At 68.2% G+C, this 14,099-nt stretch carries 15 protein-coding genes; 3 read left to right on the top strand and 12 right to left on the bottom strand.

Going from position 1 to position 14,099, the window contains the following annotated elements; translation table 11 throughout:
• Window positions 1–45: 45 nt before the first annotated feature.
• A complete protein-coding gene (gene glgA, locus MSP7336_RS12105) occupies window positions 46–1,209 on the top strand; it encodes a glycogen synthase (protein WP_069395503.1) in 1,164 nt (387 codons plus the stop codon).
• A 79-nt stretch (window positions 1,210–1,288) separates the two neighbouring features.
• Here glgA and MSP7336_RS12100 read toward each other — a convergent pair whose 3' ends face one another.
• The 11 genes from MSP7336_RS12100 to MSP7336_RS12050 form a co-directional block, all read right to left on the bottom strand.
• Window positions 1,289–1,456, bottom strand: coding sequence for a DUF3117 domain-containing protein (locus tag MSP7336_RS12100; protein WP_003931055.1), 168 nt, complete (start codon window positions 1,454–1,456; stop codon window positions 1,289–1,291).
• Between the two features lie 179 nt (window positions 1,457–1,635).
• Complete coding sequence (locus tag MSP7336_RS12095) at window positions 1,636–2,208, bottom strand: DNA-3-methyladenine glycosylase I (protein ID WP_069395584.1); 573 nt, start codon at window positions 2,206–2,208, stop codon at window positions 1,636–1,638.
• 5 nt (window positions 2,209–2,213) lie between these two features.
• A complete protein-coding gene (locus MSP7336_RS12090; protein WP_069395585.1) occupies window positions 2,214–2,549 on the bottom strand; it encodes a DivIVA domain-containing protein in 336 nt (111 codons plus the stop codon).
• Window positions 2,550–2,559: 10 nt separating this feature from the next.
• A complete protein-coding gene (locus MSP7336_RS12085; RefSeq protein WP_113963781.1) occupies window positions 2,560–3,519 on the bottom strand; it encodes a glucosyl-3-phosphoglycerate synthase in 960 nt (319 codons plus the stop codon).
• Window positions 3,516–4,340 (bottom strand): dihydropteroate synthase, encoded by an 825-nt coding sequence (gene folP / locus MSP7336_RS12080; protein WP_244917542.1) that lies wholly within the window; start codon window positions 4,338–4,340, stop codon window positions 3,516–3,518. Before folP ends, MSP7336_RS12085 begins: the two co-directional genes overlap by 4 nt.
• A gap of 95 nt (window positions 4,341–4,435) precedes the next feature.
• Window positions 4,436–5,419, bottom strand: coding sequence for an NAD(P)H-dependent flavin oxidoreductase (locus MSP7336_RS12075; protein ID WP_069395505.1), 984 nt, complete (start codon window positions 5,417–5,419; stop codon window positions 4,436–4,438).
• A gap of 212 nt (window positions 5,420–5,631) precedes the next feature.
• On the bottom strand, window positions 5,632–6,336 hold the full coding sequence (locus MSP7336_RS12070) for a helix-turn-helix transcriptional regulator (protein ID WP_069395506.1): 705 nt from the start codon (window positions 6,334–6,336) through the stop codon (window positions 5,632–5,634).
• A 97-nt stretch (window positions 6,337–6,433) separates the two neighbouring features.
• The gene (gene usfY, locus MSP7336_RS12065) at window positions 6,434–6,718 is read right to left on the bottom strand and encodes a protein UsfY (RefSeq protein ID WP_069395507.1); all 285 of its coding nucleotides are present in this window, start codon (window positions 6,716–6,718) and stop codon (window positions 6,434–6,436) included.
• Window positions 6,719–6,739: 21 nt separating this feature from the next.
• On the bottom strand, window positions 6,740–7,138 hold the full coding sequence (locus MSP7336_RS12060; RefSeq protein WP_232320986.1) for a phage holin family protein: 399 nt from the start codon (window positions 7,136–7,138) through the stop codon (window positions 6,740–6,742).
• Between the two features lie 134 nt (window positions 7,139–7,272).
• A complete protein-coding gene (gene fadD6 / locus MSP7336_RS12055; protein WP_069395508.1) occupies window positions 7,273–9,030 on the bottom strand; it encodes a long-chain-acyl-CoA synthetase FadD6 in 1,758 nt (585 codons plus the stop codon).
• Between the two features lie 77 nt (window positions 9,031–9,107).
• A complete protein-coding gene (locus MSP7336_RS12050; RefSeq protein ID WP_069395588.1) occupies window positions 9,108–9,710 on the bottom strand; it encodes an LOG family protein in 603 nt (200 codons plus the stop codon).
• Between the two features lie 32 nt (window positions 9,711–9,742).
• Here MSP7336_RS12050 and MSP7336_RS12045 point away from each other — a divergent pair, with 32 nt between their 5' ends.
• Window positions 9,743–11,959 carry an ATP-binding protein gene (locus tag MSP7336_RS12045; RefSeq protein WP_342353125.1) on the top strand — a complete coding sequence of 739 codons (2,217 nt, stop codon included), beginning with the start codon at window positions 9,743–9,745 and terminating at the stop codon, window positions 11,957–11,959.
• Here the strand turns inward: MSP7336_RS12045 and dapE are convergent.
• A complete protein-coding gene (gene dapE / locus MSP7336_RS12040; protein ID WP_113963779.1) occupies window positions 11,956–13,017 on the bottom strand; it encodes a succinyl-diaminopimelate desuccinylase in 1,062 nt (353 codons plus the stop codon). The genes MSP7336_RS12045 and dapE overlap by 4 nt on opposite strands.
• 114 nt (window positions 13,018–13,131) lie before the next feature.
• Here dapE and dapD point away from each other — a divergent pair, with 114 nt between their 5' ends.
• Window positions 13,132–14,076 (top strand): 2,3,4,5-tetrahydropyridine-2,6-dicarboxylate N-succinyltransferase, encoded by a 945-nt coding sequence (dapD, locus tag MSP7336_RS12035; RefSeq protein WP_069395511.1) that lies wholly within the window; start codon window positions 13,132–13,134, stop codon window positions 14,074–14,076.
• Window positions 14,077–14,099 lie beyond the last annotated feature (23 nt).

Raw genomic sequence — 14,099 nt, 5'->3', positions numbered from 1 at the left:
GTTGACGGACTGTCTGTCAACCCATTTGAGCTACCGTGACCCGATATGCGGGTGGCGATGATGACTCGGGAGTATCCCCCTGAGGTGTATGGCGGCGCCGGCGTGCATGTGACCGAGCTGGTTTCGCAGCTGCGCAACCTATGCCAGGTCGACGTGCACTGCATGGGCGCTGCCCGCCCCGGGGCGTTCACGTATCAGCCCGACCCGCGCCTGCAGGGGGCCAACTTCGCGTTGTCGACGCTGTCCACCGATCTCGCGATGGCCAACGCCGCCGGCGAGGCCGATGTGGTGCACACGCACACCTGGTACACGGGCATGGCCGGGCACCTGGCCGCCCTGCTCTACGACATCCCGCACGTGCTGACCGCTCATTCACTCGAGCCGCTGCGGCCGTGGAAGGCCGAACAGCTCGGCGGCGGCTACCGGGTGTCGTCGTGGGTGGAGCACACCGCGGTGACCAACGCCGATGCCGTGATCGCCGTCAGCTCGGGTATGCGCGACGACGTCTTGCGGGTCTACCCGGCGTTAGACCCGAGCCGAGTGCATGTCGTGCGCAACGGGGTCGACACCCAGGCCTGGTATCCCGCCGAACCCGACGCCACCGGATCGATATTGGCTGAGCTGGGGGTGGATCCACACCGTCCCATCGTGGCTTTCGTCGGCCGTATCACCCGCCAAAAAGGCGTTGATCATCTGCTGGCCGCCGCGCACCAGTTTGACGCCGACGCTCAGCTGGTGCTGTGCGCCGGGGCGCCCGACACTCCCGAGATCGGTGCAGAAGTCGCCGACGCAGTGGCCAACCTGGCCCGTACCCGCACCGGTGTGTTCTGGATCCAGGAAATGCTGCCGATCGGCGCTCTTCGCGAAATAATGTCGGCAGCAACGGTTTTCGTCTGTCCTTCGGTCTATGAGCCGTTGGGAATCGTCAATCTCGAGGCGATGGCATGCGCGACGGCCGTGGTGGCCTCCGACGTCGGCGGGATACCCGAGGTCGTCGTCGATCAAGTCACCGGATCGCTGGTGCCCTACGACCCCGGCGATCCGGTTGGTTACCAGGCCCGCCTGGCCGAGGCGGTCAACGCGCTGATCGCCGATCCGGCCAAGGCGAAGCGCTACGGGCAGGCCGGGCGCCGGCGTTGTATCGAGGAATTCTCGTGGGCGCAGATCGCCGCGCAAACGCTGGAGATCTACCGGAAAGTCTGTGCCTAGTTCGATTGCCCGGCGTTACTCATCGCCGCTCCGCGGCTGGGGGTGCTCCACTGCAGTGTCGCCGGGCGGCGGCGAGCGATCAGCTGGTGACGCCCTTGAGTTCGTCACCCAGCGCGGCGGCTTCTTCGGGCGTCAGCTCGACGACCAGTCGGCCACCGCCTTCCAGCGGTACCCGCATCACGATGCCGCGCCCCTCCTTGGTCGCTTCCAGCGGACCATCACCGGTCCGGGGCTTCATCGCCGCCATCGACTGCTCCCTCCAGGTTCGAGCCTGCCCGCCGATGCGGGCCTAGCCGGTACCGGGTACGCCACACCAGTGGAGACCCGGCCACGCCCGGCGTTGAACTGCCAATTCACCCCCCTATTGTTCCCTATGGGACCCGCCAGCGTGTACAAGACCCTGGTTCGGCGTGCTGCCGGCGATTCTCAACGGTGTGCCGGAGGAACCCAACATGCGCGCAGATGGTCGTCGACCATCCCGGTTGCCTGCATCAGGGCATAGGCCGTGGTCGGCCCGACGAACCGGAAACCGCGCCGCTTGAGTTCACGGGCCATGGCCACCGATTCCGCAGTTGCCGACGGCACCTGGGAGGCGTCGACGGGGCGCTGCGAGACCGGCCGCGGCGGCGGCGCGAAGGACCACAGCAGCTCGGAGAGGTCTTGCGATCCCAGGTTGGCTGCGGCACGCGCGTTGGCGATGGTCGCCTCGATCTTGGCGCGGTTTCGCACGATCGACGCGTCGGCCATCAGCCGGGCCACATCGTCGTCGGTATAGCCGGCGACGGTCTCGATGTCGAAGCCGTCGAAGGCCCGCCGGAAGTTCTCCCGTTTACGCAGGATGGTCAGCCAGGACAGACCGCTCTGGAAGGCCTCCAGACTCATCCGCTCGAACAGTGCGACGGGGCCGTGCAGCGGTCGGCCCCACTCGTTGTCGTGATAGTCGCGGTACAGCTCGCTGGAATCAGCCCAGGCGCAACGGACCCGCCCGTCGTCGGGCAATGCGGTCATGGCGAGTCCCGGCCCCCGTCCTCGCCATCGTCGTCGTCGCCGGTGGCCGATGCCTGCACCGACGCGAGCTGACCACGTAGCAGATCGAGCTCCCGGCCGAGGCGATCCAGCACCCAGTCCACTTCGCTGGTTTTGTAGCCGCGGAGCACTTGAGTGAACTTGACCGCCTCGACGTCCGCACCGGTGATGCCGGAAGCGGGCAACGCCGTCGCGGTGGTGGCCGCAGGCAGCGGCGGCAGCTGCTCGCCGCGGCCGAACAGCGCGCTGGCCACGCCGAACAGCACGATCGCCACCAGAATCAGCACGACCAAATACAGCAATACCAACGCCACGGAATCGAACCTAGCGCGGCGACAGGGTGTTCATCGGCGGCCGGTCGGTCAGCGACACCGGTGTGGTGTAGGGCGTGTATCCACAACCGTCTGGCCCGTCGACGAAAAACTGGGTGAGGCCCACCCCGGAGTCGGCGACACCGCAGCGCGACAACAGCGTGGCGATGACCTGACGGCTCATCGGCCCAAGCTCGGCCAGCGGCCGGTTACGGTGCTCCCGCACCCCCAGGTTGACCTGGGCGATCGCGTCGAGGCCCAGCCGATCGTAGGTGTCGATGAGCAAGCCGATCTCCACGCCGTAACCCGGCGCGAACGGTAGCGAAGTCAGCAACTCCCGGGTCGCGGCATATTCGCCCCCCAGCGGCTGCAGGACACAACTCAGCTCCGGCCGCAGCGCAGCCAACAGCGGCCGGGCCACCAGTTCGGTCACCCGCCCGCCGCCGGTGCCGCTGCCAGTCAGCGGCCGACGGTAGAAACTCTTGACCAGGTGAATGCCGTCGCCGGTGAGCAGCGGGCCGACCAGCCACGGCACGAACATCGGGTGCGGGTCGATCAGGTCGGAGTCGACGAACACCACGATGTCGCCGGTGGTGGCCGCCAGCGAGCGCCACAACACCTCACCCTTGCCCGGCCGTGGCGGTTCGTCGGGCAGGGCTTGTTCGCGCGTGACGACGCGGGCCCCGGCCGCGATCGCCCGGATCTCGGTGTCGTCGGTGGAGCCCGAGTCGAGCACGATCAGCTCGTCGACCAGGCCACCGACCACCGGCGAAATGCTGTCGATGACCGATTCGATGGTGTCTTCCTCGTTGAGGGCGGGCAGCACCACCGAAATTGTCCGTCCAGCCTTGGCGGCCACCAGCTCGTCGACGGTCTTGGCCGGGCGCCAGCTGCGGTCCGACAACCAGGTGTCGCCGGGGCGGGCGGCCAGGACGCCGTCGCCGACGAGATCGACCAGCTCCGATGCGGTCATGCCAGTCCTCTCACCGTGCGTTTCGGCGGCCGTTGTCCGCCGATCGAGGCCACCATCTCCAGCACCCGCCGGGTGGGCTCGACCTCGTGTACGCGAAACATCCGTGCGCCCGCGGCGGCCGCCAGCGCGGTGGCGGCCAGCGTGCCCTCCAGCCGTCCGGTCAGATCCACGCCCAAAGTCTCCCCGATGAAGTCCTTGTTGCTCAGCGCCATCAACACCGGCCAGCCGGTGTTTACGAGATCTGGTAGATGGCGCAATAACGCCAATCCGTGGAAGGTGTTCTTGCCGAAGTCATGAGTCGGGTCGATCAGCACCCGGTCGCGCGCCACACCGGTCGCAACGGCGGCTTCGGCCGCGGCGGTGACCTCGCGGATCACGTCGTCGACCACGCCGCGGGTGCTCATCCCATAACTCACCCGGAACGGGCGGGTGCGCGGCGGCAGGCCGCCGGTGTGCGAGCACACCAGCCCTGCGCCGAATTCCGCGGCGACCTCGGCGATCGCAGGGTCGAAGCCGCCCCAGGTGTCATTGATCAGGTCGGCACCGGCCCGGCACGCTCGCCTGGCCACCTCGGAGCGCCAGGTGTCGACGCTGATCAGCTGCTCGGGATAGGCGTCGCGCAGCCACTCGATAAAAGGCACCACGCGGGCGGTCTCGGCGGCGGTGTCGATGCTCTCCCCCGGCCCGGCCTTGACGCCTCCCACGTCGATGACGTCGGCGCCCTCGGCGACGGCCCGGTGTACCGCGGCCTTAGCCGCATCGTCGTCGAAGGTGGCGCCGCGGTCGTAGAACGAATCCGGGGTGCGATTGACGATCGCCATGATCAACGGGCGATCGGCGGCGACGGGCCGGCCGCACAGTGTGGGATGGCCGGCTGGCGCCGGCGGCGTGACACGCACCCGTCTATGGTGCCTGGTCACGGCGCGAGCCGGGCCACCGCCTCCGCGGCCGGGACGACGTCGTGGATGCGGTGGGCAGTCTCGCCCGCGTATAGCGCCGTGTGGTCGACTGCCGCGGTGCTCATCCCGGCCAGCGGCAGGGCCGGCGTGTACAGCGGCAGCCATCCGCGCTGCAGCGAGACCATGGTGTCCAGAGCCGTCAGCGGCAGTGCCTTTCCCAGCGGGGCACTGACCCGGTTGAGCCCCCGCATCCATCGTGGCCCGAGGTCGTCGCCGGCGCACCACCGGTCGGTGGCCGCGTTGGGCACCACCCGGTGTGCCAGATGCCAGCCCACGCCGAACAGCAACGTACGAAGGGTGCGCTCGGCGCCGAGCACCCGCTTCTTGTATTCGGGGTGGGCGCGCGACTCCTCGGTGAGCAGGAACCGGGTGCCAGCCACCGCGCCGGTCGCTCCGGCGGCCAGCAGCCGGCGCACATCGGCAGCGTCGGCCACTCCGCCGGCGGCCAGCACCGGAACGTCGTCGACCGCCTCGAGCACCTCGGGCAGCGTCACCTCCAGCGGACGGTCAGCCATCAAATGCCCGCCGGCTTCGACACCTTGCACGACCAGACCCGTCGCACCGGCGGCCAGCGCGCGCCGCGCTTGCGTTGCGCTGCCCACGGTGCACAACACCCGAGCACCCGTCGCCCGCAACGCGGTGATCCAGCGCGCCGAGATGCCGCCGTGCAGAACCACGAGTGGGACCTTGCCCGCGGCGCATGCATCGACGTGAGCCTTCCGGATGAACGGCACCAACAGATTTGCCGCTATCGGCCGTTTGCCCGCCAGCTCGGACGCGCGGCGCAGCTCGCCGGCGAAGGTGTGCGGGTCGGCGATTCCCACGGTGCCCAGCGCACCGGAAGCCGACACCGATCCGGCCAGTTCGCCGCCGGCCACACCGCCGCCCATGCCGGCCTGGATCACCGGGTGTTGCAACCCGAGTGCTTCTAACAGGTTCACCTGTCGCCTCCTTCCGGCGTGGCACGACTCGTCGCGCTACAACCACGGCAGCATTGCGGTCACCGCACATCGACGTGCCAAATGTAACACCAATGAATCTTGACAAAATACAGACTGCCGGCGAAGGCGGTAGTTTGATGCGCCAGAAGCGAAAAGGCCTTGATCCCAACAGAATCGGGAGCACGATCTCAGCGGCTGGTGCCAACTGCGTGCTACTTTGCTTTGCTCCGGTGCACGGGACGGGTCTTGGCACGACGCTGCGCGGCACGCACTACGACACAGCATCGGTCCTCGCGGGGCGCCAACACCGCTCGCGAAGGCCGCTCGCCACGCGCTTCGAGCATGCCCTGAATCAGTTCCAAGTTGAGCCCACACACCAACTCCGGATACTCACGCATCAGTTGGTGAAACGGGCAATTCCGTAACTCGATATCACCAGCGGCGGTTCGAGCAGGCTCATACCCAGACCCGCACAACGAGTCAATGACACCACCGTCGCCGGCGCTGGTGCGCCCGGCCTTACGCGCCGCTGCCGCCACCGCTGAGGCTACCGCCCCCGACGTATCGGCGGTGACGGCTTGGGCGAGCAACCTCGCCAGCAACCCGTAGTTTCGTGGCGGCACACTTGCCGAGAGTTCTTGCTGTGTACGGGTGTATCGCTTCGTCGGACGCCCAGCCCCGGGACCCGACCGACCGGGTGGACGCGCATAACTGACCGCGAGGATCCCCGCGTCGGCCAGCTTGTCCAGATGGTAGGCCGCCAGCGTGCGGCTGATGCCCACCGCGGTGGCGGCCTCGTCGCGCGCCACCGGCTTGTCACGCGAGGCGACATATTCGTAGAGACGGCGTCGCGCCGGGTCGTCCAGACTGCTCAGCCCTGCCACGGCATCAAGGCCGCCGCCAACACCGATATCCATCCGACCAATCTAACAGCAATGGAATTTGACAAAGGTAACTTCACCGGGGCAACCTCAACGGCCCCAGCGGAATTGGCACCTAATAAGCCACGGGTGCCTAGCTTGACTGCCGGGCCCACTGCTCATCAAGACCGGTGACGCGGCGAACCTCGACGAGGAACCATAACGTGCCGGCGACCACTCCGAGCACGGCGACCAGCGCTGCCGTGCCAAACCATTCGTACTGCCGGTAGGCGGCGGCCACCGTAGTGCCGATCATTCCGATCACGCCGACCGCCAGGAGGATGAACCCAGGCCAGAAGAAGTTGTCCTTCATCGTGATACCCGCATGCGGATGCGTCGTCCGAAAATGATCCGTCGGGTCATGATGCGTGTGCCCCATTACTTCTCCATCCGTCGTCGCTTACCGGCGGTATACCTCGGGCAACAAAATGGCGCAGATCGTTGTCATGAGCCACACCACGATCGTCGCGGCAACCCAGGAGGCCAGGCCAGAGATGCTCACCCCGTGAGAAAACGCCGCGGCAAGACTCATCGCGGCGACGGTGAGGACAAAGCCAGTACCTCCGAGCGCAAGAGCCACCCATTCCTGTGGCAGCTTCAAAATCCACACCGACAGAGTCGTCTGCGCCAGCGAGAAGAACGCGACCGCGAAGATGACCCCCGACGCCGACACCGAAACTCCGGGAACGACCCACCCCGCCACGATCAATCCGATTGTCCATGCCGCCAAGCGCGCGACGGCGCGCAGCCCAATCCGCCGCACGTCACCAGCAGCGAACGTTTCTCGCAGAGCGGTCATATTGCCTCTTGCATCCAGAGTTGAGACCCGTGCTTGAAGTCTCGAACGCAAGAGTTTCTTTAGTCAATATTTTTTAGTGTTAGAATCCGCACACAACGTCCGCTGCCCGCGAAGGCGCACGCCGCCGCGAGGATTCAGCCCCGGGGCCGTTTTCCGGCCGCAACCTCGTCTGGGTACTCGTCGTAGAACGGCACGTAGCCCTCGTCGCGGCCGGCCAGCACATAGATCGGGTCCTTGATGCCGGGCCCGTATGCCTGCTCGCGCAAATCCACCTTGCGGCTCTTGAAGGTGGTGGTGTGCTCCATCGAGTCGACCACGCGGATGAACAGCGGCAAGGCGTAGGGCGGCAGCTGTTCGTAGGCGCAGCGCGCCAATTCCTTGCCGTCGAACTCCGCGCCGTCGCGCAGCTTGACCGCCGCCATCCCGGCGCGCCCACCGGTGCGCGGGACTTCCACCCCGAAAACGGCGCATTCCTCGACCGACTTCTCAGCGCCCACCACCGCCTCGACCTGTGTGGTGGCGACGTTCTCCCCCTTCCACCGGAAGGTGTCACCGAGCCGGTCGACGAACGCCGCGTGCCCCATGCCCTGCGGGCTCATCACGTCGCCGGTGTTGAACCAGCAGTCGCCTTCGCGAAAAGCGTTGCGCACCAGCTTTTTCTCGCTGGCAGCCGGATCGGTGTAACCGTCGAACGGCTGCAGTTTGTTGACTGGGCTGAGCAGCAGGCCGGGCTCACCCGCGGGTGCTCGCATGACCCGGCCCCTCTCGTCGCGCAGCGGCGCGCCGGTGTCCGGGTCGTAGCGCACGTAGGCCAACGGCATCGGCGCGACGCCGGTCGACTTGGGCACGTTGAAGATGTTGATGAACGCGGTGTTGCCTTCGCTGGCCGCATAGAATTCGCAAACCCGCCCGATGCCGAACCGGGCGGTGAACTCCTCCCAGATCTCCGGGCGCAGCCCGTTGCCGGCGATGACCCGCACCTTGTGGGCACGATCGGTGGGCTTGGCCGGCTGGTTGAGCAGGTAGCGGCACACCTCGCCGATGTAGATGAACGCCGTCGCGTCGCTGGCGATCACCTCGTCCCAGAACCGCGACGCCGAGAACGAGCGGCCCAGCGCCAGCGTTGCCCCGGAGTTGATCACCGACGACACGGCGACCGTCAGCGCGTTGTTGTGGTACAGCGGCAGGCAGCTGTAGAGCGTGTCGGATCCCTTGAGCCGCAAGCCCAGTCCGCCGAATGCGGCCAGCGCCGCCAGCCACCGTCGATGGCTCATCACGCTGGCCTTGGGGTGGCCGGTGGTGCCGGAGGTGAAGATGTAGAACGCGGTGTCCTTGGCCAACACCGCCGACGCCGACGGCGGGTTGGCGGTGGGCGCGGTGCTGGCCAACCGGTCCATCTCCTCGATGGTCATCGGTGCGGGGCCCGGGTTGCCGCATTCGGTGAGCGCTTCGACCAGATCGGATTCGGCAACCAGCACCTTGGCGTCCAGCAGGCCCAGGCTGTGGGCCAGCACCTCGCCGCGCTGGTGGTAGTTGAGCATCCCGGCGATCGCACCGCATTTGACGACGGCGAGCATCATCAGCACCGTGCTGGGCGAGTTGCGCAGCATGATCCCGACCACGTCGCCATGGCCGACGCCCCGCGCGGCGAGCACGGCGGCGTACCGGTTGGCCGCTTCGTTGGCCTCGCGATAGGTCAGCTGCTGATCACCGAACCGCAGGAAGACCCGGTTGCCGTAGCGGGCGGCCCGCGCCTGGAACACCTTGCCGATCGACGTCTTCGACGTCGGGCGGGCCAGCAGCCCGGTCACCACACCACGCACTATCACCGGCACGTCGGCTAAGACGCCGGGCACCCGGCTTGCGATATCGACCAGCCCGACATCGGACACTTTGGCTCCCCATTTCGCTGCGTACGGTCTCTGGGTTCTCTGGCGGCGAGCCTAACCTTGTCGGGGTCAGGTATCGCTCAGCCGGGTGCGCAGGCGTCCAGTGCCGCATCGACCTCGTCGACCACCAGCAGTCGGTCCAGCGCCGCCTCCGAGACGTAGCCGGAATCGACCAACCCGTACAGCCAGGCGCGGAGCCCATCGAAGTGCCCGTCGGGATCGAGTACCACCACGGGTTTTTCGTGCATGCCGAGATATCCGGCGGTCCAAGCCTCAAACAGCTCCTCAAGGGTGCCGATGCCGCCGGGCAGGGCGAGGAACGCGTCGGCGCGCTCCTCCATGATCTGTTTGCGCTCCCGCATGGTGTCGGTGACGATCAGCTCGTCGGCATCGGTATCGGCGAGTTCGCGGTGAACCAGCATCTTGGGAATCACGCCGACGGTCCTGCCGCCACGGGCCCGCGCTGCGGTGGCCAGCGCGCCCATCGCCGAAACGTTGCCGCCGCCCCACACCAGGGTCCAGCCGCGGTCCGCGATCGCCTCGCCGACCTGAGCGGCCAGCGTCAACAGCTCCCGATGCGTCGGCCCGGATGCGCAGTACACACAGACCGCCCACTCATCAGCTTGCGAAGGCACACCCGAAACGTAGACCAGGCCGCCACACGCATTTCGGCCTAGTGCCATGCCGGCACAGCGGGGGCCATAGAATCCGGCGGGTGCCATGGGTTTGCACGCCGGACGAAGCGGCGCTGGACCGCGTAACGGTCGCCCTGGCCGACGCCGACCGGTCGGGCGTCGTGCTGATCGGACCCGACGGCATCGGCAAGTCGCTGACCGCACGGGTAGCCGCCGAAAGATTCGTAGCGGACGCGCCGTCGACCGTCGTCCGCTGGGTGACTGGCACCCCATCGGAGCGGATGGTCCCGTTCGGCGCGTTCGGCAGCCTCGTCGAAGTGGCCGAGATGGGCCGGCCCGCCGCGCTGCTGCGTGCCGCCCACGACTCGCTGGTGGGCGGCGATCTGCTGCTGGTGGTCGACGACGCGCACCACCTCGACGAATTGTCGGCCTCACTCGTCTACCAGCTGGCGCTGCGGCGCTCAGCGCGCCTGATCGTCACCGCCCGCGCACAAAGCGAGCTGCCCGCCGCAGTGACCGCGCTGTGGACCGACAATCTGCTCAACCGTGTCGAGGTGCAGCCGCTGGACAAGCCGCAGACGGCGGCGTTGCTGGAATCGGCGGGCTGGTCGGCGAACGTCGACGACGCCTTCGCGCGCAGCCACGGCAACCCGCTGTGCTTGCAGCGGCTTGTCGAGGACGGCGGGCTTCCCGACGGCGATACGTCACTTTCCGGACTGATCGACCGCTACCTCGGCGGCTTGGCTCAGGATGTGCGTGCGGTGCTGGATCATCTGGCGGTCGCCGAGCCCCTGCAGCGTGACGACCTGACCGCACTGGTCGGCGAGCAGGCCGTCGCCGCCGCACAAGCCGCCGGTGCCGTGACCGCCGACGCCGACGCGCTGGTCCGCGCCGCGCATCCGTGCTACGCCGACCGCGCCCGCGCCGCGTTGCCCTCCGAGCGCGCCCGCCGGTTGCGCACCGCGATTGCCGGGCAGTTGTCGGCGCGGCCCTCGGACCGCATCAGCGATCAGCTCCGCGTTGCGGCGCTGGCCGTTGACGGCGAGGAGCCGTATCCGGACGTCACCGAGGCGGCCCAGCAGGCGCTGCGACTCGGCAGCCTGATCCTGGCCGAACGGCTGGGCAGGGCCGCAGTGGATCAGTCCGGTGGTTTGGCCGCGCGGCTGTCACTGGCCTACGCGCTGGCCTGGCAGGGCCGCGGCCGCGAGGCCGGCGCTGTGCTGGCCGCGGTGGACCCCGACACGTTGTCGGACACCGAGCTGATGGCGTGGGCGCTGCCGCGGGCGGCGAACCAATTCTGGATGCTCAGCGAGCCGGAGCGGGCCACCGCGTTCTTGCAGACCACCCGCAACCGGGTCTCGGCGCCGACGGCCCGGGCCACGCTCGACGCGCTGGCCGCGACCTTCGCGATGAACGCGGGCACCCCGCTGAGCGCGTTGCGGGTCGCCGGCGAGGTGCTGGCGTCACCGCATGCCGACCAAGTCGGCGTGGGATGGGCGGCGTCGACGGCGGCGTTGTGCTCGGCCCGCGCCGGACGGTTCGACGACGTCGAGGCGCTCGCCGGCCGCGCGCAGGCCGTGGAGCATCCCGGTTTGTTGCGGTTCACCAGTGGGTTCGCCCGGATTACGACGCTGCTGATGGCCTGCCGGCTGGACGCGGCACGCGCGTTGGCGCAGCGCTACACCGACTTCGCCGAGCTGCAGCAGCCGGGCAGGGCAATCGGTGAGGTGCTGGTGGCCTACGTCGCCATCGCCCAGGGCGAATTCGACACCGCCATAGCACTTTTGGAGCCAGCGGCCGCGGCGCTGGAGCGTACCGGTTATTCGTGGGGTCCGCTATCGCTGATGCTGCTCACCCAGGCGCTGGCCCAGCGGGGCGACCAGCTTGCGGCGGCAAAGGCGCTCAGCCGAGCCGAGTCTCGGCATGGTCTGAAATCGGCGCTGTTCGCGCCGGAACTGGCGTTGGCCAGAGCGTGGTCGAAAGCCACGCGCGGCGATACCCCCGCCGCAATCGACGCCGCCCGCGAAGCCGTGCAGGCGGCCGAGCGTGGCGGCCAGTCGGCGATCGCGCTGCGCGCGCTGCAGGACGCCACCCGGCTCGGGGACACCCGTGCGGTGTACCGCACCGAGCGCCTCGCCGTCGAAGTGGACTGCGCGCTCGGCAGGCTCACCCTGGCGCATGCCCGCGCGCTGGCAGCCGGTGACTGCGCCGCACTGGCCGACGTGGCCGCCGACCTGGCCGAAGCCGGGCTGCATCCGGCGGCCGCCGACGCCGCGGCGCAGGCCAAGCGCGGTTAGCTGCTCAGATAGCCGCGCAGCAGGTCGACTGCGGCGGTGATCTGCGCGACCGCGACCCGCTCGTCGCGCCGGTGCGCCAGGTTGGGATCACCGGGCCCGTAGTTGACCGCGGGGATACCCAGGGCGGCGAACCGCGCCACATCGGTCCAGCCGTATTTGGCCCGGACCTGGCCGGCGGCCGCATCGACCAACGCCTTCGCGGCCGGCGCGGACAATCCGGGCAACGCGCCGGCCGCGCAGTCGGTTTGCTCGATGCGCACGTCGAGGCGAGCGAACACGTCGTGGAGGTGTGCCAGCGCAGCTTCCGGCGAGCGATCCGGCGCGAACCGGAAATTGACCGTCACCGACGCCGCATCCGGGATGACATTGCCGGCCACGCCCCCGTCGATGCGCACCGCCGAGAGGCCCTCGCGATAGATGCAGCCGTCGATGTCGACCTCACGGGCCTGATAGGCCGCGAGCCGGTCCAGCACGGCGCCCAGCTTGTGAATGGCGTTGTCGCCCAACCACGGCCGCGCCGAGTGGGCGCGTGTTCCGGTGGCATGAATGACGACTCGCAGCGTGCCCTGACAGCCCGCCTCGATGAAGCCGGCAGTGGGTTCGCCGAGGATGGCCACATCTGCCGCCAGCCAGTCCGGCAGCTCGCGCTCGATGCGACCCAAACCGTTTGCGGCGGCCTCGATTTCCTCGCAGTCATAAAACACCAACGTCAAGTCGTGCGCGGGTTCGCTCACGGTGGCGGCCAGATGCAGAAACACCGCATCCCCGGATTTCATGTCCGCCGCGCCGCAGCCGTGCAACATCTCGCCGTCTCGGCGACTGGGCACGTTGTCGGCGATCGGAACAGTGTCCAGGTGCCCGGCCAGCAATACCCGGGTGGGCCTGCCGAGCCGGGTGCGGGCCAGCACGGCGTCGCCGTTGCGGATGACTTCGAAGTTCGTCTGGGTGCGCAACGCGGACTCGACCTCGTCGGCGATGCGGGCCTCGTGCCCCGACTCGCTGGGGATATCGACCAACGCGGCAGTCAGCTCGATCGGATCCCCGGCTAAATCCAGCACGCTGCCCAGCCTACTGGGAGGCCCCCTCGCGCCGAGCAGACACAAAGGCACCCTCCGCCCCGGCGTGTCGGGGACTTTTGCGCTTGCTCGGCAGAAGAAAGTAGCGTTGCCCGCGTGACTGGAGCTTCGGGTATTGGGTTGGCGACGCTCGCCGCCGACGGGTCGGTCCTCGACACCTGGTTTCCCGCACCGGAACTGACTGACGGCGCGGAGAGCGGCACTGCACGGTTGTCGGGCACCGAGGTTCCCGACGAGCTGGCGGCCCTCGCAGGCCGCGACGAGGACCGCGGCACCGAAAGCGTCGTGGTCCGCACCGTGATCGGGTCGCTAAAGGACAAGGCCACCGACGCCTATGACGCGTATCTGCGATTGCATCTGTTGTCGCATCGACTCGTTGCGCCGCACGGTCTCAACACCGACGGCTTCTTCGGCGTGCTGACCAACGTGGTGTGGACCAACCACGGGCCTTGTGCGATCGAAGGTTTCGAGACCGTGCGGGCCCGGCTGCGCCGGCGCGGGCCGGTCACCGTGTACGGCGTCGACAAGTTTCCCCGGATGGTCGACTACGTCGTCCCGTCGGGGGTGCGAGTCGCCGACGCCGACCGCGTGCGGTTGGGCGCGCATTTGGCGGCGGGCACCACAGTGATGCACGAAGGATTCGTCAACTACAACGCCGGCACGCTGGGCGCCTCGATGGTGGAAGGCCGAATCTCGGCGGGAGTGGTCGTCGGCGACGGCTCCGACGTCGGTGGCGGTGCGTCGATCATGGGGACACTGTCCGGCGGCGGCACCGAGGTCATCTCCATCGGCAAGCGGTGTCTGCTCGGCGCCAATGCGGGGCTGGGGATCTCGTTGGGTGACGACTGCGTGGTCGAGGCCGGGTTGTATGTCACCGCAGGAACCAAGGTCACCATGCCCGACGGCAGCTCGGTCAAGGCACGGGAGCTTTCCGGCGGCAACAACATGCTGTTTCGCCGCAATTCGCAAAGCGGCGCCGTCGAGGTGGTGTCCCGCGACGGCCAGGGCATCGCGCTCAACGCCGACCTGCACGCCAACTAATCTTCGCGAACGGGCGCGTTTGT

This window comes from Mycobacterium shimoidei (assembly GCF_900417275.1).
GTDB lineage: Bacteria > Actinomycetota > Actinomycetes > Mycobacteriales > Mycobacteriaceae > Mycobacterium > Mycobacterium shimoidei.
Note: the sequence above shows the minus strand (reverse complement) of the source record. Positions and strands in the feature narration are given on the sequence as shown.

Excerpts from the sequence above, each read along its gene's own strand:
- glgA (WP_069395503.1), top strand. The coding sequence starts at position 46 with ATGCGGGTGGCGATGATGACTCGGGAGTATCCCCCTGAGGTGTATGGC.
- MSP7336_RS12100 (WP_003931055.1), bottom strand. The coding sequence starts at position 1,456 with ATGGCGGCGATGAAGCCCCGGACCGGTGATGGTCCGCTGGAAGCGACC.
- MSP7336_RS12085 (WP_113963781.1), bottom strand. The coding sequence starts at position 3,519 with ATGACCGCATCGGAGCTGGTCGATCTCGTCGGCGACGGCGTCCTGGCC.
- folP (WP_244917542.1), bottom strand. The coding sequence starts at position 4,340 with ATGGCGATCGTCAATCGCACCCCGGATTCGTTCTACGACCGCGGCGCC.
- MSP7336_RS12070 (WP_069395506.1), bottom strand. The coding sequence starts at position 6,336 with ATGGATATCGGTGTTGGCGGCGGCCTTGATGCCGTGGCAGGGCTGAGC.
- usfY (WP_069395507.1), bottom strand. The coding sequence starts at position 6,718 with ATGGGGCACACGCATCATGACCCGACGGATCATTTTCGGACGACGCAT.
- MSP7336_RS12060 (WP_232320986.1), bottom strand. The coding sequence starts at position 7,138 with ATGACCGCTCTGCGAGAAACGTTCGCTGCTGGTGACGTGCGGCGGATT.
- MSP7336_RS12050 (WP_069395588.1), bottom strand. The coding sequence starts at position 9,710 with ATGGCACTAGGCCGAAATGCGTGTGGCGGCCTGGTCTACGTTTCGGGT.